At 40.3% G+C, this 26374-nt stretch carries 24 protein-coding genes and 1 pseudogene; 8 read left to right on the top strand and 17 right to left on the bottom strand.

What is annotated here, in order from left to right:
• Window positions 1-18: 18 nt before the first annotated feature.
• Window positions 19-1446 carry an amidohydrolase family protein gene (locus tag IE222_RS12635; RefSeq protein WP_191273301.1) on the bottom strand — a complete coding sequence of 476 codons (1428 nt, stop codon included), beginning with the start codon at window positions 1444-1446 and terminating at the stop codon, window positions 19-21.
• A gap of 150 nt (window positions 1447-1596) precedes the next feature.
• Here IE222_RS12635 and IE222_RS12630 point away from each other — a divergent pair, with 150 nt between their 5' ends.
• Genes IE222_RS12630 through IE222_RS12610 form a run of 5 tightly spaced genes read left to right on the top strand, consistent with a single transcriptional unit; the run spans window position 1597 to window position 5811 of the window.
• On the top strand, window positions 1597-2541 hold the full coding sequence (locus IE222_RS12630; RefSeq protein ID WP_191273299.1) for a dimethylarginine dimethylaminohydrolase family protein: 945 nt from the start codon (window positions 1597-1599) through the stop codon (window positions 2539-2541).
• A 31-nt stretch (window positions 2542-2572) separates the two neighbouring features.
• Window positions 2573-3394: a transporter substrate-binding domain-containing protein gene (locus IE222_RS12625; RefSeq protein WP_223282681.1), complete on the top strand. Its 822-nt coding sequence runs from the start codon at window positions 2573-2575 to the stop codon at window positions 3392-3394.
• A 25-nt stretch (window positions 3395-3419) separates the two neighbouring features.
• Complete coding sequence (locus IE222_RS12620) at window positions 3420-4079, top strand: amino acid ABC transporter permease (protein WP_191273297.1); 660 nt, start codon at window positions 3420-3422, stop codon at window positions 4077-4079.
• A gap of 40 nt (window positions 4080-4119) precedes the next feature.
• Entirely contained in the window at window positions 4120-4848 is a 729-nt protein-coding gene (locus IE222_RS12615; RefSeq protein ID WP_191273295.1) for an amino acid ABC transporter ATP-binding protein, read from the top strand.
• 21 nt (window positions 4849-4869) lie between these two features.
• The gene (locus tag IE222_RS12610; protein WP_223282680.1) at window positions 4870-5811 is read left to right on the top strand and encodes a dimethylarginine dimethylaminohydrolase family protein; all 942 of its coding nucleotides are present in this window, start codon (window positions 4870-4872) and stop codon (window positions 5809-5811) included.
• A 45-nt stretch (window positions 5812-5856) separates the two neighbouring features.
• On the opposite strand, the gene IE222_RS12605 is transcribed toward IE222_RS12610, so the two are convergent.
• The 6 genes from IE222_RS12605 to IE222_RS12580 form a co-directional block, all read right to left on the bottom strand.
• Window positions 5857-8037 (bottom strand): malate synthase G, encoded by a 2181-nt coding sequence (locus tag IE222_RS12605; RefSeq protein WP_191273293.1) that lies wholly within the window; start codon window positions 8035-8037, stop codon window positions 5857-5859.
• Window positions 8038-8333: 296 nt separating this feature from the next.
• The gene (locus IE222_RS12600) at window positions 8334-9074 is read right to left on the bottom strand and encodes a maleate cis-trans isomerase family protein (protein WP_191273291.1); all 741 of its coding nucleotides are present in this window, start codon (window positions 9072-9074) and stop codon (window positions 8334-8336) included.
• A 15-nt stretch (window positions 9075-9089) separates the two neighbouring features.
• The gene (locus IE222_RS12595; RefSeq protein ID WP_191273289.1) at window positions 9090-10421 is read right to left on the bottom strand and encodes an MFS transporter; all 1332 of its coding nucleotides are present in this window, start codon (window positions 10419-10421) and stop codon (window positions 9090-9092) included.
• 125 nt (window positions 10422-10546) lie between these two features.
• Window positions 10547-11950 carry a dihydropyrimidinase gene (gene hydA / locus IE222_RS12590; RefSeq protein ID WP_191273287.1) on the bottom strand — a complete coding sequence of 468 codons (1404 nt, stop codon included), beginning with the start codon at window positions 11948-11950 and terminating at the stop codon, window positions 10547-10549.
• Window positions 11951-12055: 105 nt separating this feature from the next.
• Window positions 12056-12727, bottom strand: coding sequence for a GntR family transcriptional regulator (locus IE222_RS12585; RefSeq protein ID WP_191273286.1), 672 nt, complete (start codon window positions 12725-12727; stop codon window positions 12056-12058).
• Window positions 12728-12969: 242 nt separating this feature from the next.
• Window positions 12970-13452 carry a hypothetical protein gene (locus IE222_RS12580; RefSeq protein ID WP_191273284.1) on the bottom strand — a complete coding sequence of 161 codons (483 nt, stop codon included), beginning with the start codon at window positions 13450-13452 and terminating at the stop codon, window positions 12970-12972.
• Between the two features lie 368 nt (window positions 13453-13820).
• Between IE222_RS12580 and IE222_RS12575 the strand changes: the two genes are divergently transcribed.
• Entirely contained in the window at window positions 13821-14075 is a 255-nt protein-coding gene (locus IE222_RS12575; RefSeq protein WP_191273282.1) for a DUF2533 family protein, read from the top strand.
• A 62-nt stretch (window positions 14076-14137) separates the two neighbouring features.
• On the opposite strand, the gene IE222_RS12570 is transcribed toward IE222_RS12575, so the two are convergent.
• Both IE222_RS12570 and IE222_RS12565 read right to left on the bottom strand, forming a co-directional pair.
• A complete protein-coding gene (locus tag IE222_RS12570) occupies window positions 14138-14419 on the bottom strand; it encodes a hypothetical protein (RefSeq protein ID WP_191273280.1) in 282 nt (93 codons plus the stop codon).
• Window positions 14420-14476: 57 nt separating this feature from the next.
• A complete protein-coding gene (locus tag IE222_RS12565) occupies window positions 14477-14698 on the bottom strand; it encodes a class I SAM-dependent methyltransferase (RefSeq protein WP_191273278.1) in 222 nt (73 codons plus the stop codon).
• Window positions 14699-14946: 248 nt separating this feature from the next.
• On the opposite strand from IE222_RS12565, the gene IE222_RS12560 reads away from it, so the two are divergent.
• The gene (locus IE222_RS12560; protein WP_191273276.1) at window positions 14947-15375 is read left to right on the top strand and encodes a VOC family protein; all 429 of its coding nucleotides are present in this window, start codon (window positions 14947-14949) and stop codon (window positions 15373-15375) included.
• 74 nt (window positions 15376-15449) lie between these two features.
• On the opposite strand, the gene IE222_RS12555 is transcribed toward IE222_RS12560, so the two are convergent.
• Both IE222_RS12555 and IE222_RS12550 read right to left on the bottom strand, forming a co-directional pair.
• Window positions 15450-16226, bottom strand: coding sequence for a 3-hydroxybutyrate dehydrogenase (locus IE222_RS12555; protein ID WP_191273274.1), 777 nt, complete (start codon window positions 16224-16226; stop codon window positions 15450-15452).
• Between the two features lie 21 nt (window positions 16227-16247).
• The gene (locus IE222_RS12550) at window positions 16248-17534 is read right to left on the bottom strand and encodes a GntP family permease (RefSeq protein WP_191273272.1); all 1287 of its coding nucleotides are present in this window, start codon (window positions 17532-17534) and stop codon (window positions 16248-16250) included.
• A gap of 251 nt (window positions 17535-17785) precedes the next feature.
• Here IE222_RS12550 and IE222_RS12545 point away from each other — a divergent pair, with 251 nt between their 5' ends.
• On the top strand, window positions 17786-18661 hold the full coding sequence (locus tag IE222_RS12545; RefSeq protein WP_191273345.1) for a LysR family transcriptional regulator: 876 nt from the start codon (window positions 17786-17788) through the stop codon (window positions 18659-18661).
• Window positions 18662-18720: 59 nt separating this feature from the next.
• Here the strand turns inward: IE222_RS12545 and IE222_RS12540 are convergent.
• From IE222_RS12540 to IE222_RS12515, 6 genes and pseudogenes are all read right to left on the bottom strand, one after another.
• Window positions 18721-19992 (bottom strand): annotated as a pseudogene (locus IE222_RS12540) (DHA2 family efflux MFS transporter permease subunit); the annotation flags it as partial.
• A 56-nt stretch (window positions 19993-20048) separates the two neighbouring features.
• A complete protein-coding gene (locus tag IE222_RS12535) occupies window positions 20049-21533 on the bottom strand; it encodes an aldehyde dehydrogenase family protein (protein ID WP_191273268.1) in 1485 nt (494 codons plus the stop codon).
• 250 nt (window positions 21534-21783) lie between these two features.
• Window positions 21784-22986 (bottom strand): dicarboxylate/amino acid:cation symporter, encoded by a 1203-nt coding sequence (locus IE222_RS12530; RefSeq protein WP_191273266.1) that lies wholly within the window; start codon window positions 22984-22986, stop codon window positions 21784-21786.
• A gap of 33 nt (window positions 22987-23019) precedes the next feature.
• The gene (locus IE222_RS12525; RefSeq protein WP_191273264.1) at window positions 23020-24240 is read right to left on the bottom strand and encodes a threonine synthase; all 1221 of its coding nucleotides are present in this window, start codon (window positions 24238-24240) and stop codon (window positions 23020-23022) included.
• 167 nt (window positions 24241-24407) lie between these two features.
• Window positions 24408-24593, bottom strand: coding sequence for a DUF3896 family protein (locus tag IE222_RS12520; protein WP_191273263.1), 186 nt, complete (start codon window positions 24591-24593; stop codon window positions 24408-24410).
• A gap of 210 nt (window positions 24594-24803) precedes the next feature.
• Window positions 24804-26261 (bottom strand): CoA-acylating methylmalonate-semialdehyde dehydrogenase, encoded by a 1458-nt coding sequence (locus IE222_RS12515; protein WP_191273261.1) that lies wholly within the window; start codon window positions 26259-26261, stop codon window positions 24804-24806.
• Between the last annotated feature and the right edge of the window lie 113 nt (window positions 26262-26374).

Below are 26374 nucleotides of genomic sequence, written 5' to 3'. Positions count from 1 at the left end.
CACATAGTGCCTGACACCCTATAAAAGTCCCTCCTCCATCATTTGCAGCATTTCACTTTTGGCATGGAGAATATCTTTCTTTGCTCGTATACTGACTTCTTTTGCTGCCTGCTGTGCTTCTAAAATAACATTTCTTGTATTAATTGTGGTTATTTGGCGGTTTTCCATAATAATTTCCCCATCTATTATACTTGTTTCAACTTCATGACCTCTAGCAGAATATACTAGATTCGGAATAATGTTACGAATTGGATCGATGAAAAGTGGTGAAAGCGTTGGTTCAAGCATGTTAATAATAATGATGTCTGCTTTCTTTCCCTTTCTTAAAGACCCTACTTCATGATCAATCCCCATTACCTTTGCGGCATCAATGGTTGCTAACCGAAGGGATAGAGCTGCCGGAAAGACAGTCGGGTTTGACCGCTTTATCTTATTCAAAATAGCAGCAAATTTCATTTCATTAAACATATTGTTGCAATTATTTCCCGGTGCTTGGTCTGAACCTAACCCTGCAATTCCCCCGCTTTCAATAAATTTTAATACAGGCGGAACTAATCCATCTATGATGCCGATGCTTCCTGAACAATAAACCATTCCTGCACCGCTCTTGGCTACAATCTCCGTTTCCTTATCGGTTGCCTCCGTTAAATGGACTGCTATTAAGCGATCATTTAAGTAGCCCATTTCTTCTAAAAATGCTATACTTCTTTTTCCGTAACGTTTTACCATTTGATCGATTTCCCGGTCTCCTTGGGCAACATGCATATGGAGCTTAGTATCGTATTTTTCCGCTAATGCTTTCATCTCTTTAAGCAATTCTACACTCAACATATCCGGACCATGCGGACCAAGAATACAGGTAATTCTCCCATCTGCACTTTCATGATACTTTTCAATCAGCGTAAGATTATTCGCCAGCTTCTGTTCACCTATTTCTGGGTAAAAAGGATATAATTCTCCTACTGGAACATCGCCAATATTATCAGGAATTTCATTCACAAGTTCGGCAACACGCGCACGAGCCCCAATCTTTATAAAATTATCTACTAAATTAATCATCGATCGATCGTAATCACAAAATGTGGTAGTCCCTGCTTGGATCCCTTCAATGATATTCACCATCGATCCTTTTTTACTATCATCTGTTGTCACATGCTTCATAAACGGCCAAAGCCCTTTTTGCATCCAATGAGAAATATCTTGAGCAACACCGCGGAGCAGAGCCAAACCAGTATGGATATGAGCATCTATTAATCCAGGCATAACTAGCTTATCTTTTGCGTCAATTTCCCTCTCCGTTTTATAATCTCTAGTAATTTCGAATGTCGAGCCCACTGCCTGTATCGTATTACCCTTGATGGCAATAGCTCCGTCCTCAATTAAGCCAACCCCTTTCCCTTCCATTGTCATCACAAGCCCATTTTTAATAATTAAATCAACTTTCATACTAGCAATACCTCCTGATTTTTTGGAACAATTTCCAATTTCTAACTGTAAACCTCTGAAAACAAATATTTTTGCAACGATAATAATTGAAACTATTTAAAATATTTAGAATTTTGTGCTAATATATTTATAATACAAGGAGGTGGGTCAATGAGTCTAGTAAAAATACAAGGAGAACGTTGGTTTCCATTAGAAAATTCTTTTCAGTCAGAAATGCCTTCCCTCTGGGGAGATTGGTACTGTGACTCAGAAATCGGAAAATTACGAGCCGTTCTATTAAGAAGGCCCGGAAAAGAAGTTGAAGTTGTAACGCATGCGAACTTCTCTCAGTATCGGTGGAAAGCACCAATGAATGTGGAAAAAGCAAGAGAAGAACATGACAAATTAGCTGATGTCTACCGTTCATATGGTGTGGATGTTCATTATGTGGAGGATGTGCACCCAGAGCGTCCGAACTCTCTATTTATGAGAGATCAAGTGTTTATGACTCCAGAAGGGGCGATTGTTTGCCGACTGGGTATTTCGGCTCGCCGTGGTGAAGAGCGATATGCAGCCAAAGCATTAGGGGAAATTGGTGTTCCAATCATTAAAACCATTAACGGTGATGGCATTTTTGATGGTGCCTGTGGAATGTGGGTCGACCGGGAAACAGTTCTAATTGGTACAGGATCTCGGGCTAATAAGAGTGGCATCGAACAGGTCGAGGCGGAATTGCGCAATATTGGTGTCAAGTACATAGTTCCGTTTGAAATTCCATATGGACATGCCCACTTAGATGGCTTGATCAATATTGCTGACCGAAAGATTGCAGCACTATTCCCTTGGCAGGTTCCTTACGATGTAGTCAAAGTTTTCCTTGAAAGAGATTTTACGATTATCGAAGCTACTAACACCGATGAAATCAAGACAAACGCCTGCGTCAACTTTGTAGCATTAGAACCTGGTAAGGTTGTGATGCCTGCAAATTGTCCAGATATGAAGGCGAAATTAGAGGACGCTGGAATCACTGTTCTTGAAGTTGATGTAACAGAAATTCTAAAGGGCTGGGGAGCCATTCATTGCATGACAGCCTTCCTGAATCGGGATCCAATATAAACCAGCAAACACTTGAAGGGTGGAATGGCAGTTGAAAAAAATATTAACGATACTTTTAGTTTTAATCATGGTCATCATTACTGGATGTACACAATCGACCTCAGGCGGTGAAAAGCAACCGTCCACCATTGATAAAGTCTTAAAAGCCAAAAAGCTTGTTGTCGGGACTGCACCTGGATATTTCCCGTTTGAAATGAAAAACACAAAAGGTGAATTTATTGGTTACGACATTGATACTGCTAAAGCAATCGGTGAATCGTTAGGTGTGAAGGTTGAATTTAAACAATTTGGATTTGACGGTTTGATCCCTGCCCTTAAAACGGGAGAAATCGATATGATAATTGCAGGTATGACTATCCGCGGTGACCGTGCATTATCGGTTAGCTTTGCTGACCCTTACTTTGCTACAGGACAAGTATTAATGCTTCCTAAGAAAGATACAACAACAAAATCATGGGAAGAACTTGATAAGCCAGGTAAGAAAATTGCTGTTTCTTTGGGTACAACTGGTGCTTTGTTAGCAAAACAAATTTTCAAAAATGCTGAAGTTGCGGATTTTGAGGACTTCCCTGCTGCTTCCATGGCACTCGTTCAGGGACAAGCTGATGGTGTAATTTATGATGAACCAGGAATCCGTTCATACGAAGGAATGAATCCTGGGAGCGTTCGCGGCGTCTATGACCTTATTTCGAAAGAAAATTTAGGAATTGCCGTGCGTAAAGATGATTTAGAAACTGTTCAATGGTTAAATTCATTCGTAGCTTCATATAAAGGCGGACCTAAAGAATTAGAATCTTTTGCAAAATGGTTTGAAAATATTGATTGGATGAAAGAAGTGGAACAAAAGAAATAAGAAAACATCTTAGGGGGCCTATTCAATGCTATATTCAACAGATTGGAGTGTTATTCCAAATAACATGGGGCTTTTCCTAAAGGGAGTATTGCTAACGCTTGAAATATCAGTGTTAGCTCTACTTTTCAGTATCCCTATAGGAATAATAGTAGGTTTATTAAGAATTTCTCGGAATAAAATTGTATCATTTGTAGCCACAGCCTATGTTGAGGTTATGAGGGGAATACCGCTGCTGGTTCTATTGTTTTGGATTTTTTTCGTAATGGGTCAATTTTTACGCCTCGGGCCATATTGGTCCGCTGTATTAGGTCTGGCTACGTTTTCAGGTGCTTTCGTGGCTGAAATTGTCAGGGCTGGTATTCAATCGGTTCCGAAAGGGCAAATGGAAGCAGCACGCTCCTCAGGCATGACATACACGCAAGCTATGAGATTGATCATTCTGCCTCAGGCGTTCCGTAAAGTATTACCGCCTTTAGCTTCGCAATTTATTATTTTAATTAAAGACTCATCACTTGTATCCGTAATCTCAGTAGTAGATTTAACACTTATTGCGAAAAACTTAGTAGCTACCTCCTTCCGCTCTCTTGAAGTATGGACTTTTGTTGCCTTGCTCTATTTTTTAATAACTTTTACATTATCGCAAATCATTCGCTATTTCGAAAAGAAATATCAAGTTTCAGAATAAAACACTCTCCCCTTCATGAGATGTAAAAGGAGTGACATGTATGATATCAATAAAAAACGTACAAAAGACTTTTGGAAACCATAAAGTTTTAGAAGATATTAATCTTGAAGTTTCTCAATCACAAATTTTCGCACTCATCGGGCCGAGCGGAGCAGGTAAAAGTACTCTAATCCGAACGATTAATGCATTAGAGCCAATTGATGAAGGAGACATTATCGTCGACGGTATTTCGATTCATGATAAAAAGACTAATATTAATGCCGCTCGTACTGAAATTGGCTTTGTATTCCAATCGTTTAACCTCTACCCTTTCCTGACAGCTTTGGAGAATGTTACGATTGCCCCTATTAATGTTAAAAAAATGAATAACTCAGAGGCTGAAGAAAAGGGAAAGAAATTGCTTTCAATGCTTGGGCTTGAATCTAAGTTTCAATCATACCCTTCACAGCTATCCGGCGGTCAGCAGCAAAGGGTGGCGATTGCCCGTGCACTTGCAATGGACCCAAAGGTCATGCTTTTTGATGAGCCAACATCTGCACTTGACCCGGAAATGATCAATGAAGTTCTAGACTCTATTCGCAGCCTTGCCAAAACGGGGATGACAATGATTGTTGTTACTCATGAAATGGGATTTGCAAAAGAGATTTGTGACCAAATTGTCTTTATGGCAGATGGGAAAATCGTTGAAGTTGCACCACCAGAGAAGTTCTTCTCAAATCCATCAACAGAACGTGCTAAAGGATTTCTTTCAAAAGTACTTAATCATTAAAAATTTGGGAGGTACATAATAATGGAAGTTAAAGTACAAGGTGAACGATGGTTCCCTGCTGAAACGAACTTTTCTGAGGAATTAAAGGATTTATGGGGAAATTGGTATTGTGATTCCGAAGTAGGGACCCTAAGATCCGTCCTTTTACACCGTCCCGGATTAGAAATTGAAGGCATTAATGAGGAGAATTTCGCTGATTTTCGCTTTCGTGCACCAATGAATCCAGTTCGAGCACGAAGGCAGCAAGATGCCTTAGCTGATCTTTTCCGTTCGCATGGTGTTGAAGTTCATTATGTCGAACGACAGCGGACAGATCGGCCAAATGCTCTATATATGAGAGATTTAATGTTCATGACACCAGAAGGAGCAATTATTTGCCGCCCAGCCATTCCAGCTAGACGCGGAGAAGAAAAAGCTGTAGCCAGAACTCTTACATCCTTAGGTGTTCCTATTATCAAAACGATTAATGGTGATGGCTACTTTGAAGGTGCTTGTGTCATGTGGGTGAATCGCGAAACAGTAATCATTGGGACTGGCAGCCGCTCAAACGAGTCTGGTGCTTTACAGGTTCAACGGGAGCTTAGAAACATTGGTGTAAAAAATATCATTAGGACACAAATCCCTTATGGTTCCATCCATTTAGATGGTTATATGAATATGATCGATGTTAATAAACTTGTCATTTTCCCTTGGCATACAACCTATGATTGTATGAAACAATTACTGGATCTTGGTATCGAATTAATTGAACTGCCATATATTGATGAGCTAAAACATGGAATGAGTCTGAATTTTATTGCTTTAGCCCCCGGAAAGATTGTCATGCCATCAGGTAACGAGAAATCAAAGCAATTATTTAAGGAACATGGTATTGAAGTGATTGAGCTTGAGATGGACGAAATTATTAATGGATGGGGTGCTATCCACTGTATGACAGCCTTCTTGAATAGGGATCCAGTATAAAAGGACCGGGCTTTTGCCCGATCCTTTTTTTGCTTATCCTACTCGTTATATTATATTCTCCGCTAATCTCGCTTTTGCTTCCAGACGGCGTTTATGCAAGATTGGTTCTGTGTAGCCGTTAGGCTGGTCATATCCTAAAAATACTAGATCGCAGGCAGCTTGAAAGGCAACTGACTGTTCATACCTGTCCGCCATAGGCTGATAATCAGGGTCTCCTGCATTTTGCTCGTCTACCACTTTGGCCATCCTTTTTAACGTTTCCAGCACTTGTGATTTTGTACAAACACCATGGTGCAGCCAGTTAGCAATATGCTGACTGGAAATGCGCAACGTAGCGCGGTCTTCCATGAGACCGATGTTATTAATGTCAGGCACCTTGGAGCATCCAATCCCCTGATCCACCCAGCGAACGACATAACCGAGTATTCCTTGAGCATTATTATCAAGTTCCTGCTGAACCTCCTCCGGTGTCCAAGCAGGTGTAACAGCTGCCGGTATATCTAAAATGTCATCACATAAATCTTTTATTTCCTTCAATAATTGAGACTGTCTTTCGGCAACATCTACTTGATGGTAATGAAGTGCATGCAGAACTGCTGCGGTTGGTGACGGAACCCATGCAGTATTAGCTCCTGCTTGCGGGTGGCCGATCTTCTGTTTCAGCATTTCAGCCATTAAATCGGGCATTGCCCACATCCCTTTGCCAATTTGAGCACGGCCTTGCAGACCAGCAGCCAGTCCATTAAAAACATTGGATTTTTCATAGCTTTGCAGCCAGCGGGATGCTTTCATCTCATTTTTACGAATCATTGGCCCGATTTCCATCGAGGTATGAATTTCGTCGCCGGTTCTGTCTAAGAAACCGGTATTGATAAAGACGATCCGCTCTTTTACTTCACGAATACACGCCTTCAGGTTCAATGAAGTACGCCGTTCTTCATCCATTACTCCGATTTTTAATGTATTTCTTTCAAGCCCAAGCATGTCTTCCACACGGTCAAATAATTCATTGGCAAATGCAACTTCTTTTGAACCATGCATTTTTGGTTTAACAATATATACGGAACCTTTATCGGAATTTTGGTAGGTTCCATTCCCTAATAGAGAATGTTTGGCAATCATACTTGTAAGAACCGCATCCAAAATGCCTTCAGGAATCTCTTCGCCATCCTTGTCTAAAATCGCATTGCTAGTCATTAGATGCCCTACATTTCGGACGAACATCAGCGAACGGCCTTTAAGGGAGAACTCATCACCAAGCGGAGATGTATAAACACGGTCAGGATTTAATTTCCGTTCCACGGTCTTTTGCCCCTTTTTAAAACTTACGGTTAAATCTCCTTTCATTAAGCCAAGCCAATTCCGGTACACATTAACTTTATCCTGAGCATCAACAGCAGCAACAGAATCTTCACAATCCATAATTGTCGAAAGAGCGGCTTCTAAAAGAATATCTTTGATCCCAGCTTGATCTGCTTGCCCAATTGGATGAGTACGATCCACTTGAATTTCAAAATAAAGACCATTATTTTTCAGTAAAATTTCGGATGGATCTGTTGGATTACCTTGATATCCTACAAATTTCGAAGTATCTTTTAAACCAACTGCTTCTCCAGTTGCTAATGAAACCGAAAGTTCACCATTTACAATTGCATATTGAACCGCATCCTTATGCGAGCCTAGTCTTAATGGTGCAGTCTGGTCAAGAAAGTCCTTTGCAAAAGCAATGACTTTATTACCTCGAATAGGATTGTAACCACCAGTATGCTCGGCACCATCTTCTTCACTGATGGCATCAGTTCCATACAACGCATCGTATAGGCTACCCCATCTTGCATTAGCAGCATTAAGGGCATACCGTGCATTATCTACCGGGACTACTAGCTGTGGTCCCGCTTTAATGGCCACTTCCTCATCCACATTTTCTGTCATAATTTGAAAATCTTCTACTTCTGGCTCTATGTAGCCAATCTCTTGTAAAAATTGCTTATAGTCGGCAGCATTAAACTGTGTATTCTCTCTATGCCAACTATTAATCTTGTTTTGCATTTCATCACGTTGGGCTAACAGGTGTTTATTTTTTGATGCAAGTTCCTCTACCACTTTTTCAAAATCATACCAAAATTTCTCCTGATTAAGCTCGGTCCCCGGAAGAGCCTCATTGTTAATAAATTGATAAAGGACTTCAGCTACTTGGAGATTTCCTGCCTTAACATAATTTGACATGGTCGCAACTCCTTTAATTAAAAAATTTATATCATAGTTTATTTTCGGTATCATATATAGGAATTCCTGCAAGAAATTTTCTTAGGACTTATATTATGCTATAATTAAACTGGTACTCCAGATGGAAATTCGCTTACATTTCGGGGGTTTTAGCAGTGAATCTTCTGCTCTATAAAATGTAGGGAGTCGTCAGATAAGACGCAAAAACCACCATCTAGATACCTTTCCTTTTCAAAACGGAAATGAAAGAGCATTGCAACCCCGCCAGGTTGAATGCTCCATAATGGGTTACTCCATTAGTTGTTTACGGTTACTCTAGAAAATAAATTCCCCCAGCCTTTTACTTTACGCGGGTCTACATCGACCATTTTTAAGCACTCCCAAATAAGGACATTAATCGTGTCATACATAGGAATGTTAAATTTGTCTTCATAATACTCCACTCGGCCTACTGCAGGAAAGTTCGTACAGACAACACTTAAAGCGTCTGCAGGTGAAGCGGTTACAGCTTTAATCTGTTCTTCAATTCTTTCTTGAGATACTTGACTAAATGAACGGTTTACTGTTTGAGCTAAGCCGGAAATATTGACTGTATCTACATTACAATGTATTTTGTACTGCTCGGCAATAAGTTTATTAATTTCTGGGATGTATGGTGTAACTAGGTGCACCGATTGAATATTGTGCTCTTTAAATGCTCTAACTTGCGACAGCATAGACGTCGTTGCAGGGATCCCGGTTCTATTCGTAATTGCCTCGCATAATTCATGATCTACGTCAAAGCCGAGCCATCCCCCAGATGTTCCATTCCAAGCAATGACATCCACTTCTGCATGTGCCAGCAGCTCTGCAGCCTGAAGCATCGGTTCAAAATTAAATTGGCTTAAAGCATCCTGATCAAGTGAGATTTTTGTTACTTCAAAACGGCCGTAGTGACAAGTTACTTCTGGTACATCATGTAACATTCTAGAGCAAATTGGTTCTAATACAGTATTAGAGGACGGTGTAAGCATCCCGATTTTCTTTGGTTCAGACATTTAAATACCTCCAAATTAATTAATGGCACTGCCAATTTTTTTATTGTAATTAATTAAACTTGAAACGGTTGCCAACAGTAATCCAGCTACAACAAACACCATAAGTGCTAAGAAATAGGAGCCAGTGACAGAGACAATAATTCCGATGTAAATAGGTGTTATTACACCGGCAATATTTCCGGCAAAGTTCATACACCCGCCAACAGTTCCTACATGCTCCCGTTGTGAAATTGCTGCAGGAACACTCCAGTACAGCCCTCCCCAGCGCAGGAAGAACAGTGCAAAGGAAAGTGTTGTGATCGCCATCGTGACAGAAGTTGACTTTGATAATAAGAAGATAGAAATTGCAGTCATGATGCCTGCGATGGATAACATCGTTCTCATAACCGTGTTATCATTTCCGCCTTTTTCACGCCACTTATCCGTAATTAACCCCCCAATGATTTCACCAACAAATCCAGCACCAAAGATAATCAATACGGAGCTTCCAATGGCCTTAATATCAAGGTTTTGAGTTTGCGCAAGATAGGAAGGTCCCCATGTCATTAACCCATAAAACACAGTATTAAACGAAAACCAGCCTAAGCACATACACCAGAAATTACGTGCTTTCAAGTAATCCTTGGCACCGATTTTAATGCCAGTTGAATTGCGTTTATGCTCCTCGTATTCTTCTTCCAGCGCTTGACGAATGTATTCACGCTCTGCTTCGTTAACCTTTGGGTTTCCGTTTGGTCCGCCCTTAATGACTCTCCAAGCCAAGTAAGCAACTACAATCGTGAGAATGCCCGCCCCGATTAACGCTCCGCGCCAGCCGCCGAACCAGGCCATAAACGCAATGATAATCGGCCCGCCAACGGCAGTTCCAAGCGGTGCACCGCTGTCGATGATGGTTGCCCCGCGGCCTCTCTCTTTTTTACTCAGCCAAACCGCTTGTAATTTCGAACAGCCTGGCATGACTGGTGCTTCTGTAATACCAAGTAAAACACGCAGAAACATCAATGACTTGGCACCAATGATAAAGCCAGTCATCGTTTGGACAATCCCCCAGCCTAGGGCAGCGCCGTAAACTACTTTGTCAGGACGAAATTTGTCCGCCAGCCACCCTGAAGGAATTTGCATTAGTGCATAACCCCAAAAGAAGGAACTAAGGATGAGACCAACAATTGCGGGATCTAGGGATAAATCCTTTTGAATTGCCGGCATGGCAATCGATAGAACAGCACGATCAACGTAATTGATAGTGACGAGCATAAGAAGCATGATGAACACGCGCCAACGTACATTTGTTGGCTTTGCAGCCAGAGCCGCGCTTTGGTCAGCTTTCAAACCCGGAATATTTTGCATAAAAATCCCCCTTTTTTAATCATTAAGATGTGTTTCAAACTTCATGGACTGCCCTAATTGGATTCATCACCTCCTTAAATAGCAATGCAAACACATCTTTCGGGGATTATACTTAATGGGTCTTACTAACAAGAAACACTTGATTGACCAGCCGGTATTTTCTTTCTAAAAAGATACTGCCCGCGTCCTTCGTGGCCAACAACATATCCATCTTGAACAATCACTTCTCCGCGTGAAAGAACTTGAGTGATGGCACCTTGAACTTCAATACCTTCATAAAGGTTATAATCAACATTTTGATACTGTTTTTTATGCGTGATAACTCTTGAAGTATTTGGATTGAAAATGACAAGGTCAGCATCAAATCCTATGGCTATACTGCCTTTTTTCGGATAAAGTCCAAAGGTTTTCGCTGGACCAGTGGATATGACGTCAACAAATTTTTGCAAAGAAATCCTTCCTTCATGAACGCCAAAGTGATAAACAATGGAGAAAATATCTTCTAGACCCGGAACACCATTAGGAATCTTTGCAAAATTATCTCTTCCTAATGTCTTCTGTCCATTAAATAAAAATGGGCAATGATCCGACCCAACCGTTGTAATCAACCCAGAGGAAATCCCTTTCCAAAGATATTCTTGGTTCCACTTTTCGCGCAGCGGCGGGGAACAAATGTATTTACCACTTTCAAAATCAGGTAAAGATAAATAACTTTCATCCAGAACAAGATAATGTGGGCATGTTTCAGCAACAACCTGAACATCGCGTTTTTTAGCTTGTTCTATCTTTTCCAGTGCATCTGCGCAGCTGACATGAACAATGTAAATCGGGGCATTGGCTGCTTCTGCTATCGCCAGCGCTCTTGCTGTTGCCTCCGCTTCCGTTAATGGCGGGCGGGTGTATGCGTGATGGATTGGATCAGTATTTCCCTTGGATATGGCTTCTGCAATCAATTCATCGATGATGTCGCCGTTCTCGGCATGAACATTTGTTATAATGCCAGCTTCGCCAGCCTTTTTCATAATTTTATACATTTCACGATCATTGACCATTAATTCTCCCTTGTAAGCCATAAATAGTTTTATAGAAGTAACACCTTCTTGTTCTGCAAGCAAGGGAAGTTCTTCTAAGACGTGGTCATTATACTCACTAATGATGGAATGAAAGCCGTAATCTATTAAAGAGGGTTCTCCTTTTTTCTTCCATTCTTGTAAATTATCAAGAAGCGTCTGTCCTCTTTTCGGATTTGTAAAGTTGATTATACTAGTAATTCCTCCTGCAGCGGCTGCTCTGGTACCGCTTACAAAGTCATCAGCAGTTCCAGTGCTTTGAAATGGCCACGCAAGATGCGTATGTACATCTATCCCGCCCGGGAAAATATATTGACCGCTGGCATCAATAACCTTTTCATCTGTTTCGGGAAGAATCTGATCTGAAATACGTTTAATGATTCCCTTCTCAATTAATAGGTCAGCCTTATACGTATCAGTAGAAGTCACAACAATGCCATTTTTAATAATTGTCTTCAATTTAAGGTCCATCCTTTCATAAGGTTTTTAATTTGCGTCGTCTGTCGACAGCATAATGGTTAAATGTTAAAACTGCATACTAATGACAACTTAGAGGGGGCTTGCTTACATTTCCGCAAAAATTTCTTTTAAATGGTTTAAGTCAGTTTCAAGGTGTTTTTTCATCATAAATGCAGCCTTATCCTCATCTCTTCGCTTCATTTGTTCTAAAATTTCTTGATGTTCAGTATAAACAACCCATTCTCTGTTCTCCCCTTTAAAGTTTAGAACACGATAATAATGACTTAGAGAATGTAAATCTCTTAACTGTTTCTTTAACCTTCTATTTTGACTGTATTTTATAATTAGCTCGTGAAAACGGCTGTTTTCAGTAATAAGTGCCTGCCGGTTATGTTCCCCTTCTTTGACTAGATATTGCTTTGAAATGTGTACAGTGTTTTCAATGTTTTGTAATTCTTGAGTCGTAGCGAGTCTAGTTGTCAGCCTCGCTGCTAATGATTCAAGTGCCATCCGGCATTCATAAATATCTACAATGTCCTTCATGGTTGGTTTATAGACAGTGATTCTGGATTTATCATCAATAACCAACAGACCTTCTTTTTCTAATGCACGGACTGCCTCCCTGACAGGACTGCGGCTGATATTTAGCTGCCTTGCAATTCGCGCTTCAAAAATACTGTCTCCGGGTTTTAATATTCCTTCTACAATCATTTCTCTTATAGAATTATAAACTTGATCATAATATCTAATTGGTTTTTCTATCGAAAAAGAATCCATCCTACTCTCCATCCTTGTCGCCTGTCGACACTTTGTTTTGAAGACTTTTAAAATCATAGTAGTCTTTCATCTGTTATAGCACACGTATTTTTACTAATCAAAGAGTAACACAGACTTATGGCAAATTCAATATATTTAATTAAATTTTCCCATAATTCAATAAATAATAAATATATATGCCTATTTGTCAAAAAAAATTAGCCTGCTATTCATTAGCAGGCCAATTTTTTTAATATAATCATTTATGCTCTTCTAAATCCCTCATCCACTAAAAACATTTCCGCTTCTTCACGGGTGTCAAAGGTTTCTTCGAGATTTAGTCCAAAATAAATATTCCATATCTCCAATTCACACACTAAAAGAAGAACTTCATTGTTTTCATTTACCCAGCGTTCTTCTTGATTGTCTCCTACAATAGCTGCCTCAATGGTTGAGTTTATAGTTTCTGCAGCCGACAAACTGTTAATGGACTCTCTTAGGATTTTTTTTAACTCGTCAGCTGAATAATCCCGGATATTGACCATTCCTTTTTGATCGGTCTGATAATTTGTCAAACGTCCACCATAGACGAAGCCATTTCCGTTTGGATGCAGGTGATAAACGACATTTTTTTTATCAAAAACACTTTCATTAAACTGGAAATTGACCCTTCCAAGTGATACATTCACTCTTTCCAATTCAGGGAATTGTTCAATAATAGCAAGTTTTTCTTCAAAAGTTAACATATTTTCCTCCAAATAATTTACCAAGTACCTAGAAATTTTTTATGAATAAAATAAACAGCAATCCAAATGCTTAAAACCATTGACTTTCCAGGAATGAACACGAATTCACTAAATATCAGACAAACGATAATGGCTAGAGCGTTAGAACCTATGCCAGCATATACAAGCGATCGAATAAAGACAGGGCTAAATATCTTTATTCACTCCTTTCAACCATATGGTTAAAACAATTTGTTTGAAAAATTATAACATATACTCATTCATTATTTCCTATTTAACTAAAAAATGCCCTGCTCCACAATTTTTTCACAGTCCTTTTTAATTTCATGATATGATTACGTTATATTCATATTCTTAGGAGTGATATCATGAGCGTACATAAAGAGTTAATCCAGCATGCAGCCAATCAAAATAAAGAATATCAATTTTTTCTACAACTGGACCAACAGCGGGAAAGCTATATTGAAGAAGCAATAAATTTATGTAAAGAAGGCAAACCCTTTACAACAGATAAAATAAATGCAGTTACCAAACAAATAAATAACATTAACCTCCGCTTTATACCAGAACGAAAAATTGTCACCATTGACATGGTTCGTGAATATGTATCAAGAAAAGCTTAGCACTTATGGGGAAGGTTCTTCTGTTTCATCAAATCGGATGAAACCAAGGGAACTTCCCCATTTCATTTTTTCTGGCATAGGATTGTTTGACGGCCCTCTCTTTCGTTTTCTTCGAAGTAATGAATTGTCCAATCGGCGAATTCGTTTAATAATTCTTTTGGCTGAAGTTTGAACTGCTTAGAAATCTCCTGTTCTTTAGTATTAGGTGAATCGTAGAAGGTTTCCATAAAAAAATAACCTTTTTCTTTTACGATTTTTTTTACTATTGGAAAAAGCATTCGATCTAAATAATAGGTTACATTCACCAAATCGAAAGTACCATCTTCCCATATTAGGTTATTCAATTTTGTTACATCATAAATCCTTGCATCGATTTTGAGCTGTTTCTTTGCCGCTTGTTCTTAAACAAATTTGATGGCAACGTCCGATATATCGATCGCTTGGACAAGATAGTTATGTTCTGCTAAAAGGATACTGTTACCACCAAGACCGCAAGCGATATCAAGTGCCGTTCCCCCGCTGAAATATGTGGTCAAGCTCTTTAATCTACTGTTTGGTTTCGGTTCCTCCGGTTCATTCAATCGTTCTTTATATTTCGCATTCCATTTAGTTTTATCATCCATCCACAAGCTCTCCAGTCAAAATCTTTTCTTCTAATTATTTTAAGCGTAAACAAATCCCTCTTCCAATTCAACTTTTCTGGTATTAATGCGCAAAATTAATCAACTTCTATATTGCGAACAAATGTTCTTTGGTTTATAATTAAAATAGCGGTAATAATAGGAAATGCTGTTGTTTTTAGTAATATCGAGCGATTAACATGATTATCGCATTAATTAGAAATATAATTTATACATAAGGAGCGATTTTAATGACTGTACGTTTGATCCCCTATTTTGTAATGGATGGAAATGCTAATGAGGCAATTGAATTTTATGAAAAAGCTTTAGACGCTCAAGTTCTCTTCAAACAATCCTTCGGAGAAATGCCAGAAAACCCAGAATTCCCGCTTCCTGAGAATACAAAAAACTTGATCAGCCATGCAACAATAAAAGTTGGTGAATCAGATATAATGTTTTCTGATGCTTTCCCTGGCCAGGCTCATCAAATGGGTACAAACGTAACGATCTGTATTTCTACAAACGACGAAGAAAAGGCTCGAAAATATTTCAATGCATTAAAAGACGGTGGTAAAGTAGAGATGCCGCTCCAAGAAACCTTCTTCAGCCCTGCCTATGGCAGTGTAATTGATAAATTTGGTGTGTTTTTTCAGATTTTCACGGAAGGAAATTCACACTAAAAAAAGGCTCTAGCCGATTCATTAACGGCGGAGCCTTCTTTAACTTTATTATAATTTAGAAACATAGAACAAAATTATTGCGCTGTGTACCCGCCATCAATTACAACGGCCTGCCCTGTTACGCTTTTTGCTTTATCACTTGCTAGGAAAAGAGCATAATCTGCAATTTCACTAACATCCAGTAATCTTTTTTGTGGAACTAATGGAAGCAGAACTTCTGCTAAGACATCTTCAACAGGAACGTTGCGAGTCTTCGCTAAATCTGCCATTTGTCCGCGGACAAGCGGTGTATCTACATAGCCTGGACATAAGGCATTAACGGTAATACCATGTTCTGCCCCTTCTAAGGCTGCCACTTTTGTTAAGCCAATGACACCATGTTTGGCGCTATTGTAGGCTGCTTTGCCAGCAAAGCCGATTAATCCATTAATCGAAGCAATATTAATAATTCGACCATACCCTTGTTCCTTCATAATTGGGAAAACAGCCTTCGTTAGAATAAAAGGAGCGACCAGCATAATTTTGTGCATTAATACAAACTTTTCTGTTGGAAAATCTTCAATCGGTGATACATATTGTAAACCTGCATTATTTATCACAATATCGACGGTACCGTAAGTTTCTTTCGCCACTTTTACTAGGTTTTGAAGATCTTCTTCTGAAGTTACATCGGCTTTAATCCCGATTGACTCAAACCCTAATTTTTTCAAGGATTCAGCAGATTCTTTTACCATTTCTTCGTTGATATCGGAAAGAACTACTTTTGCTCCATTTTCAGCAAAATGCTTTCCAATTTCAAACCCAATACCCCGACCAGAACCAGTAATAATGACAACTTTGTTTTCAACCATGATAAATTTCCTCCCTCAAAATTATACTAAACCTATTGCACCTAAGATAACACCGATAATCAATGCGATAGTTGGAATAAGAAATGCAACGACAAATACGTCTTTGTACGTTTCTTTATGACTTAAACCAGTTACCGCTAAAAGCGTTAATAATGCACCGTTATTTGGAAATATTGAAGCGCCTGAAGCAACGGCAGCAATTCTATGAAGTACATCAGGACTTAATCCTGTAACCTGTGCTATATGGTAAAAAGTTTTACCAAGGGTAGTGAGTGCAATCCCCATCCCTCCGGATGCTGATCCTGTAATGATAGCCATGATTTGTACCGAAAGAGCTTCAGCAACTAACGGATTGCTAGAAACATGAAGCAGCCATGAAGTAATATGATCAAATGCAGGTACTGCAGCAATAACCGCGCCGAATCCAACAGCGGCACTGGTATTTAAGATTGCCATGACGGAACCTTTTCCACCTTCGTTAATAGAAGAAATGAATTTCTTGTAATACTTGAAGTGGATGACCATGATACTAATTATACCCAGCAATAATGCATAGATGGCTTGCAATTTTACAATATTCAACAATACTACAACAACCAAAAGAGGAATTAAGGAAAGCAGCCAATTTGGCGATTTTTCCTCTCCTTTTTTATTTGTAATAGCTGCATGAGTTGGTTCTGTATAGACTTCATTTCTTTCGGCAAACTTCTTTGCTCTTAATGCCAGCCATAAATATCCGCCGACAGCCATGATAATGGTAGTTATAATACCAACGATTACTCCCGATGTCGGTGATGTGTGAAAATATTGCATTGGAATCAAGTTCTGAATTTGCGGTGTTCCTGGCATGGACGTCATGGTAAACGTAAAGGCACCAAGTGCAAAGGTTGGCACAAGCAGCTTTCTAGTGACATTTGCTTCTCTGAATAATTCAAGTGCAATTGGATAGATGGCAAACACAACGACAAATAAGCTGACACCGCCATAAGTTAATAAAGCAGAAGCAATTAATACTCCTAAAATAGCACGTTTTTTTCCAATTAATTGTGTGACCTTTTTCGCAACGGACCGAGCTGATCCGGTATCTTCCATCAGTTTACCAAAAACAGCGCCTAATAAGAAAATAGGGAACCAGTTCTTAACAAATCCTACTAAACCATCCATATAGGTCCCGGTATACGTGTCAAAAACATTCAAACCACTTAATATGGCAACAATTCCAGCAGCAAGAGGCGCCACCCATATGATCGACCAGCCCAGATAAGCTAACCCCATTAATAATACTAAACCTACAATTATACTAAACACTATCATTCACCTCTTTTCATATGTAAAAGTTTTAATCTTCTTTGAACGCCTTGATAAATTATTTTTGTAAAATACTTAAAATAACATCAATCATAGAATCGAACAAAAAAACGTAATGATTTTCGCCGCTCCTTGATTAGTTATTAGCGCCTCAATTGTTTTCCTATAATAGTTTACATCGCGTTAATTTATATGTAAAATGAATAAAAATAATCAATAATATGCCCAGAAGGAATAAATAGGTGATCAAGATGGAATTAAGGGACTTAAAATCATTTATGGAAGTAGCAGATTTTAAAAGCTTTACTAATGCTGCTGCACATTCATTTTTAACACAGCCTTCATTAAGTAAAGCCGTTAAAAAGTTAGAGGAAGAGCTTGATGTTGAACTATTTGATCGTTCGACAAGACACCTGCGATTAACTGATGCCGGCAGAATCGTATATCAGCAGAGTCAAAAAGCATTCGCTGCATTATCGGAGTTAAATATTTTACTGGATGAACTGAGGGACATTGCTGCGGGAGAAATAAAATTTGGCATTCCACCGCTTATAGGAACTTTATTTTTCCCGATGATTGCCCAACAATTTAATGAAAGATATCCGAAAGTCACACTAGAGTTGGTTGAATTAGGAGCGAAGGTAATCGGCCGGCTTATTGATGAGGCGAAGATTGATGTTGGGATAGTGGTCTTACCTGCTGATGAGGCAATGTTTCATACTTTTCCATTTTTTCAAGACGAATTCGTATTATTTATTCATGAGCACCACGAACTGGCTCAAAAAACGACGGTCACTTTAAAAGATTTACAACATGAAAGCTTTATTTTATTCTCAGAAGACTTTGCCCTGCATGATTATATTATCGATGCTTGTAAGAGCGAAGGATTCACTCCCCAGGTCTCTTACCAAAGTTCGCAATGGGACCTAATCCTAGAACTTGTCTCGGCAAAGCTTGGCATCGCTCTCCTGCCCAAATTAATTTACCAAAAACAAACCAACAAAAACGTCAAAATCGTGCCATTACAAAACCCAACCCTATACTGGAATCTGGGTATCATCACAAAAAAAGACGCCTACCATTCCTTCGCCTTAAGAGAATTATTAAAAATGCTGAATAATCAATGAAGTAAAGGGACGGTCCTTCTGTTTCCTAAAAAGGAAACATGAGAGCCGTCCCCATGTTTTTATTCAGCTGTTGGTTTTGCTCTTTTGATAAAAAAGGCAAGAATTAAGGCAACTGTGGCGATGCCTGTAGCTACCACGAAGGCGTCGTTGATGCCGCTGATGGTTGCCTCTTTTACAGCTTGGCCATAAATTGTTGTTGTGGCAAGCATTTGGCCTTTTTGGACAGGAATTCCTGCCATTGCCGCAATTCCGTGACCAAGTTCAGCTAGTTTGTTTGCCAAATACGGATTGGCACTTGTGATGACATTAGAAAAATTAGCCGAATGATAATCACTTCTTGTTGTCATAACGGTAACAAGAAAGGCTGTTCCAAGACTCCCAGCAACAGTTCTCGCCGTATTCGAAGCAGATGTCCCGTGGCCGGCCAGACGTAATGGCAGCTGGTTCATCCCTTCTGTTTGTACCGTCATGGATAAAAACGACATACCAAACATCCGCATCACATATAGCAGCATGATATACCCATAGGATGTTGACGTTGTCAGTTTTGTAAATTGCCATGTTGTGATTACAGTAATAATTAGGCCAATAACAGCAAGCCATCGTGCCCCCATCCTGTCGAACAGCCTTCCGGAAATCGGCATCATAATGGCCATGACAATTGCTCCTGGCAGCATTAATAGTCCTGAATCTAGGGCGGGGAAGCCGCGAATATTTTGCAGGTAGATTGGCAGTAAGATCATGGCAGCAAACATAGCCATGTTTATAATCATCCCAATGACAGTAGTTAAGGCAAAAATATCATATTTAAACACACGCAATTCCAGCATCGGCTGGTCTGTTGTTAATTCACGCCAGATGAAGGCTATTAATCCAATGGCACCTACAATAAGTGAAACCAGCACTTCTGTACTATCCCAGCCATTATTACCTGCTTCACTAAAGCCGTATAGTAAAAATCCTAATCCAACGGTTGAAAAAATAAACCCAGGTGTATCAAATTTTGGTTTAGTGATTTCTGTAACATCAATCATCCAAGCAAATGACATGAGGATGGACAATATTCCAAACGGGATGACAATATCAAATAATATCCGCCAAGAATAATGTCCAATAATCCAGCCTGAAAGAGTCGGACCTATGGCAGGTGCAAAAAGAATGGCGACACCCATAAGCCCCATTGCTGCTCCCCGTTTTTCAGGAGGAAAGATGGTTAAAAATACGGTCATTAACAGCGGCATGATTACCCCTGCGCCGGCCGCCTGAACAACCCTTCCCAACATTAAAAGCGAGAAGGTAGTCGAAATGGAACAGATTACGGAGCCCACTGTAAAAGAAAAAACCTAAAAAAGCTCCTCTCATGTGAGAAGAGCTTTTTTGCAGAACTTTATTTCATTGAAATCCAGACACTCTTGACTTCTGTATAGTTATTTAATGCGTAGGAGCCCATTTCACGGCCGATACCGGATTGTTTATATCCACCAAACGGCGAAGCGGCATCAAAGGCATTGTAGCAGTTGACCCAAACCGTTCCAGCACGAAGGCGGCTTGAAATATAATGTGCTTTCGCTACATCTTGAGTCCATACGCCAGCTGCTAAGCCGTATTCACTATTGTTGGCACGATTAATCAGCTCGTCAAGGTCTTCATATGGCAGCGCAGAAATAACCGGTCCAAATATTTCCTCTTTCGCAATAGTCATTTCATCACGAACATCGGCAAAAATAGTTGGTGAGACAAAATATCCCTGTTCAAATGGCTTGTCTCCGCCAACCAACAATTCGGCACCTTCGTTAATTCCTTTTTCAATATAGCCAAGAACGCGGTTTTGCTGTTCAATTGAAACTAGTGGACCAATTTGGGTATCAGCGTTCAATCCAGAACCTTGCTTGATTTTTTGCGCGTGGCTGACCATATCAGATACCACGTTGTCAAATTGCTTTTTCTGGATAAACACTCTTGAACCAGCACAGCAAACTTGTCCTTGGTTAAACATAACACCATTTAAAGCACCAGGAATCGCCCGAGTCAGATCAGCATCAGGAAGAATGATGTTCGGTGATTTACCGCCAAGCTCAAGAGTTACACGCTTTAATGTTTTAGCTGCTCTTTCCATGATCATCTTTCCGACTTCAGTTGAGCCGGTGAAAGCAATTTTATCTACTAGCGGATGGTCCACCAGCGGCTGTCCAGCTGTTTCGCCGAAACCAGGGACAATATTGACGACCCCAGGGGGGAATCCTGCTTCTTCAATTAATTCAGCTAAGTATAAGGCAGACAACGGTGTTTGTTCTGCCGGCTTCAATACTACCGTACAGCCTGTCGCCAATGCAGCACCTAACTTCCACATCGCCATTAATAACGGGAAGTTCCACGGAATAATCTGGCCGACAACCCCTACCGCTTCATGCCGAGTAAAGTTAAAGAATGGCCCATTAACAGGTATCGTTTGTCCAACAATTTTTGTAGACCAACCGGCATAGTAGCGCATATGTTCAATTGCGAGAGGTACATCCGCAGCGGTTGTTTCGCGAATCGGCTTTCCGTTATCCAGCGTTTCTAATTGGGCCAGCTCCGCTTGGTGCTCCTCCATTAAATCGGCTAATTTATACATGAGACGGCTGCGTTTGGCAGATCCCATTTTTGACCAAGGCCCCTCATCAAATGCCTTTCGAGCTGCCTTTACAGCACGGTCAATGTCCTCAGGTCCGGCTTCATACACAGCTGACAGCACTTCACCGGTTGCCGGGTTATACGTATCAAATGTTTTTTGAGAGAGACTTTCAACAAATTGACCATCAATGTACAGTTTCTTTTTTCCTAGTAAAAACTTTTCTACCTTCTCTTTTAAACCGACTGTTACTTGACTCAAATGTTATTCCTCCCTTAACAAATATCTCTTTAAGGAATTGATAGCGCTTTCAATTCCAAATCCAATTCTACCATTGTTAAAAACTAGCAATCAAGCAATAGCTGTAAAAATTTGAAAAAAACTTACGACAGCATTTTTAGACAAATTCTTCTTTTTTGGTGTCTGGCACTACTCTAAGAAAAAGTCAGTCCTTTGGTAAAGTAAATCTTTCACAGATACCATAGGGCTGACTTTATAGTTAGAATCTAATCTATGAAACAGCAGAACTGTCCCCATTCTTTCTTGGTTCTACGACGACACAGCAGGATGTGTCACCAATGACGTTGACGGAGGTGCGGAACATATCAAGAATCCGGTCGATTCCAGCTACTAAGGCGATGCCTTCGAGCGGCAGGTTAACGGCAGCAAGTGTCATTGTCAGCATAACTAGCCCTGCTCCAGGTACACCTGCTGCTCCTATCGATGCCAAAGTACCAACTAAAACAACCATAAGAATTTGTGAGAAGGTTAGATCGATACCAAAATATTGGGCAACAAACATTACAGCAATCCCTTGATATATAGCGGTGCCATCCATATTAACAGTGGCACCTAAAGGTAATACAAAGCTGCTCGTTTTATTGGAAATCCCAAGATTTTCTTGAACGTTTTTCATTGTAATTGGCAAGGTTCCGGAACTGCTGCAAGTAGAAAAAGCAACCGAGGCGGCAGGGAAAATCCCTTTGAAGAACTTAATCGGGCTCATTTTACCTAACGTCTTAACAGCTATTGTGTAAGTAACCCCAACATGCACGATACAAGCGACAACCATGGCAATGATGACCTTCATCAGCGGCAGCAGGACAGATGCCCCATAATTTCCAACAACTGGCGCTAATAATCCAAAAACCCCGATTGGTACTAATACCATGACCATTGCGGTGATTTTATACATAACTTCTGCAAATCCTTCGAAAAATTGCTGAACAGGCTTTGCTTTATCACCGACAACTGTGATTCCAATACCAAGGAAAATAGCAAAGAAGATAATTTGCAGTACAGCCCCATTCGTCATCGCTTCGACTGGATTGGTAGGAATAATATTTAATAATGTAGCAATAACGCCCTCTGTTTCTTTCGCTTCAACCTTCGCACCATCAAGGGTTAGCCCTGTTCCAGTTCCGGGTTGAAAAATATATCCCGCAAGTAAACCAATGATAATAGCGATTAAAGTAGTAACCAGGTAATAGGAAATTGTTTTTCCGCCTAAACGACCAAGCTGATTGATATCACCGGCACTTGTTACGCCAACCACAAGCGATGAGAGAATCAATGGCACGATGATGAATTTAATCAGTCTTAAAAATAGATCTCCGAGCGGCTGGACAACTGAGGCTTTTTCGCCAAAAATAACTCCCACGATAACGGCAAGGATAAAGGCTGCAATAATTTGAACCACCAAATTTTTCTTCACTCGATATCCCCCTTTTTTAAATCGTACATACGATTATCCGGGTCTATGAATCTTTTCTCCTCGGTTTAAAATAGGTACGTTTACTTGGATAGTATCCGGATATTTAATTCCAGCTCCCGTATTTAAAACGACAACCCGCTCATTTGTACTGATCCAGCCCTTCTCATGCAGATGTCTGGCGGCTGCAAAGGCCGCAGCACCCTCTGGACAAATGAAAGCCCCTTCCATACATGCTGCTGTTTTTAATTCTTGTAAAATCATTTCATCACTTACTGCAACAGCACAGCCATTTGTTTGTTTAATGGCATCCAAAATTAGAAAATCTCCTAAGGCTTTTGCAACATTAATCCCGAACGCAATGGTTGAAGCATCTTCCCACGCTTCGGCATTTGATTTGCCCTCTTCCCAAGCTTTCACAATTGGTGCACAGCCCTCTGACTGGACAGCTACTAATCTAGGCATTTTTTCTGCATCAATCCAGCCAAGTGTCTGCAGTTCCCGTAAAGCTTTATAAATTCCGATTAACCCAACTCCTCCGCCCGTTGGGTAGAGAATGACATCTGGAACCTCCCAATCGAATTGTTCGGCAATTTCCAGACCCATTGTTTTCTTGCCTTCAATGCGGTAAGGTTCTTTTAAAGTCGAAGCATCAAAAAAACCATGCTCTGCTACTGCCTGGCCAACAATTTTTCCAGCGTCGCCAATTAATCCATCAACAAGATACAAATCAGCACCCGCTGCGATAACTTCTTTTCTGGTTATTTCTGGAGCATCAACAGGCATGACAATTGTGGAATGAATTCCTGCCCTGGCACAATATAACGACCATGCCGCTCCGGCATTGCCATTTGTAGGCATGGCAATTCGCTCAATCCCCAGCTCCTTTGCTTTTGAAACGCCAACAGCAGCCCCGCGCGATTTAAAGGATCCCGATGGAATCATGCCTTCATCTTTCATATAGAGCTGCTGAATGCCCATGTTCTCCCCTAGAGCGTTTAATTTGAGCATCGGGGTCATTCCTTCTCCCAGGGACACAACGTTTTTCTCATCAAAGACAGGAAGCAGCTCATGGTAGCGCCACAAATCCGGCTTTCTTTCCCTTAATTGATTACGATGAAATACATTCTTTAATTCTCCCAGGTTATAAGCAACCAGCAGTGGTGAACCGCACGAACATAATTGATGCCTTTCTTGAACACCATAGGTTTGGTCACATTTTGGGCAGTACAAGTGCGATAGATAACTATACTTCACGTCTACACCTCCTTGCCAAAAAATAAAACACGGGGACGATTCACGTATTGGATTGACAATACATAGACCGCCCCTGTGTTTGATTATATGAATCTATCTTGTATTTTAGAACGATTTGAAAAAGCCAGGCACCTCCATGATGGAAGGATTCCCTGGCCCCAATTTATCTATTTATCATAATCAAAACCGCGTTCATAATGATTCATATCCGTTAATTCAATGATATATTCAAAATTAATAATGGAATGTTGAATGTTCTCTTTCTCTTCTAATGATAGTTTGGGATTCTCTGCTTTTTTCATTAATTTAAGTTTCGTTTCCTCCAATTGGTTCTTTACTTCTCGGTAGTCCATGTCAAAATCCCCTTTCTATTTTGAAGTTTTTAACTAAATACCAAGGCTTTGTGTAAGGATTGAAATCGTTTTCCTTTATACTTTTATTATAATAAAAAAACGACAACATTCCCGAGGAATATGTGATAATATTATGAATTTAACTTCCAGTTTATAAAAATGAGGCCGGTACTTATGCAATAAGCATAAATACCGGCCTCGCGCCTCATTTTACCAGCGTGCCGTAAGCATTTTTCGTCTTGTGTAAAATTCTACTCCGTCTGGGCCGTTTGCGTGGAGGTCGCCGTAGAAGGAGTTTTTCCAGCCTGAGAATGGGAAGAAGGCCATTGGGGCTGGGACACCGATGTTGACGCCTAGCATGCCGACTTCTATGTTTTCTCTGAAATAGCGGACAGCACTGCCGCTTTGTGTAAATAAGCAGGAACCATTACCGAAGTCAGATTGGTTTGTCAGCTCAACTGCCTCTTCAAGACTGTCAACACGAACGATGGAAAGAACTGGTGCAAAAATCTCTTCCTTCCAAATTCTCATTGACGGCTGAACATGGTCAAAGATTGTTGGTCCGATAAAATAGCCGTTTTCATGATAGGCTTGGTCTTTTCGGCCGTCGCGGATCAATGTCGCTCCCTCTTGTTCACCAATTTCAATATAATTGGCTGTTCTTTTTTTATTTTCCTCGCGAATAACCGGACCTAAAAAGACATTCTCATCCAAGCCATTACCGATAATAATTTCATCTGCTTTGGCATTTAATTTTTGAATCAGCGGTTCTGCCACATCACCAACAGCCACAACCACAGAGCAAGCCATGCATCTTTCACCAGCAGAACCGTAAGCTGCACCGATGATTTCTTTCACAGCTGTTTCTAAATCGGCATCCGGCATTACAATCGTATGATTTTTGGCACCGGCTAAAGCCTGAACCCTCTTACCGTTTGCGGCAGCTGTTTTATAAATATATTCCGCGACCGGCTGGGAACCAACAAAAGAAATCGCTTGCACATCTTTATGTTCTAATAAACCGTTTACAACATCGTGAGCACCATGAACAACATTTAGGACGCCGTCTGGGAGACCGGCTTCTTTAAACAATTCTGCCAATCGGTTGGCAAGAATCGGTGTTCTTTCAGATGGTTTTAAAATAAACGTGTTTCCACAGGCAATGGCCAGCGGGAACATCCAGCATGGCACCATCATTGGGAAGTTAAATGGCGTGATCCCGCCGACAACACCTACTGGATAGCGGTACATCCCTGACTCCATATCTGTCGCAATATCGGGAAGCTGACGACCCATCATTAACGATGGCGCCCCAGCGGCAAACTCTACACATTCAATCCCGCGTTGAACTTCACCATAGGCCTCTTTAAAGCTCTTCCCATTTTCTTGTGTGATCAGCTTTGCCAGTTCATCCCAGTGTTCTACTAATAATTGCTGATATTTAAAGAGAATTCGCGACCGCTTTGGCACCGGCGTTTTGCTCCAGGTTTTATAGGCTTCCTTGGCCACTCGAACTGCGCTAACAAGGTCTTCGCGGGTGGACAATGGAACACGGGCAAGCGCTTCCCCTGTAGCCGGATTCGGAACGGTTTCAAATTTTTCCGTCTTTGCCTCCACCCACGCCCCTTTAATAAAATTTTTTAATACTGTAGTAGTTGTTGCTGTCATGAAAATTCCCCTTTCTACTAGTTTTATAAAATAGAATATTATTATCGCTAAAAATCATCTGTTGAAAGTCTACACTAAACATTACTGACCGAGAAGCTCGTTTATGCTTCTGA

Source organism: Neobacillus kokaensis (assembly GCF_014656545.1).
Taxonomy (GTDB): domain Bacteria; phylum Bacillota; class Bacilli; order Bacillales; family Cytobacillaceae; genus Neobacillus; species Neobacillus kokaensis.
This window is presented reverse-complemented; position numbering and strand designations above follow the sequence as displayed.

Bases quoted from the DNA above. Each gene is read 5' to 3' on its own strand.
- IE222_RS12635 (WP_191273301.1), bottom strand. From the start codon at position 1,446: ATGAAAGTTGATTTAATTATTAAAAATGGGCTTGTGATGACAATGGAA.
- IE222_RS12630 (WP_191273299.1), top strand. From the start codon at position 1,597: ATGAGTCTAGTAAAAATACAAGGAGAACGTTGGTTTCCATTAGAAAAT.
- IE222_RS12620 (WP_191273297.1), top strand. From the start codon at position 3,420: ATGCTATATTCAACAGATTGGAGTGTTATTCCAAATAACATGGGGCTT.
- IE222_RS12615 (WP_191273295.1), top strand. From the start codon at position 4,120: ATGATATCAATAAAAAACGTACAAAAGACTTTTGGAAACCATAAAGTT.
- IE222_RS12610 (WP_223282680.1), top strand. From the start codon at position 4,870: ATGGAAGTTAAAGTACAAGGTGAACGATGGTTCCCTGCTGAAACGAAC.
- IE222_RS12605 (WP_191273293.1), bottom strand. From the start codon at position 8,037: ATGTCAAATTATGTTAAGGCAGGAAATCTCCAAGTAGCTGAAGTCCTT.
- IE222_RS12600 (WP_191273291.1), bottom strand. From the start codon at position 9,074: ATGTCTGAACCAAAGAAAATCGGGATGCTTACACCGTCCTCTAATACT.
- IE222_RS12595 (WP_191273289.1), bottom strand. From the start codon at position 10,421: ATGCAAAATATTCCGGGTTTGAAAGCTGACCAAAGCGCGGCTCTGGCT.
- IE222_RS12585 (WP_191273286.1), bottom strand. From the start codon at position 12,727: ATGGATTCTTTTTCGATAGAAAAACCAATTAGATATTATGATCAAGTT.
- IE222_RS12580 (WP_191273284.1), bottom strand. From the start codon at position 13,452: ATGTTAACTTTTGAAGAAAAACTTGCTATTATTGAACAATTCCCTGAA.
- IE222_RS12575 (WP_191273282.1), top strand. From the start codon at position 13,821: ATGAGCGTACATAAAGAGTTAATCCAGCATGCAGCCAATCAAAATAAA.
- IE222_RS12565 (WP_191273278.1), bottom strand. From the start codon at position 14,698: ATGGATGATAAAACTAAATGGAATGCGAAATATAAAGAACGATTGAAT.
- IE222_RS12560 (WP_191273276.1), top strand. From the start codon at position 14,947: ATGACTGTACGTTTGATCCCCTATTTTGTAATGGATGGAAATGCTAAT.
- IE222_RS12555 (WP_191273274.1), bottom strand. From the start codon at position 16,226: ATGGTTGAAAACAAAGTTGTCATTATTACTGGTTCTGGTCGGGGTATT.
- IE222_RS12545 (WP_191273345.1), top strand. From the start codon at position 17,786: ATGGAATTAAGGGACTTAAAATCATTTATGGAAGTAGCAGATTTTAAA.
- IE222_RS12520 (WP_191273263.1), bottom strand. From the start codon at position 24,593: ATGGACTACCGAGAAGTAAAGAACCAATTGGAGGAAACGAAACTTAAA.
- IE222_RS12515 (WP_191273261.1), bottom strand. From the start codon at position 26,261: ATGACAGCAACAACTACTACAGTATTAAAAAATTTTATTAAAGGGGCG.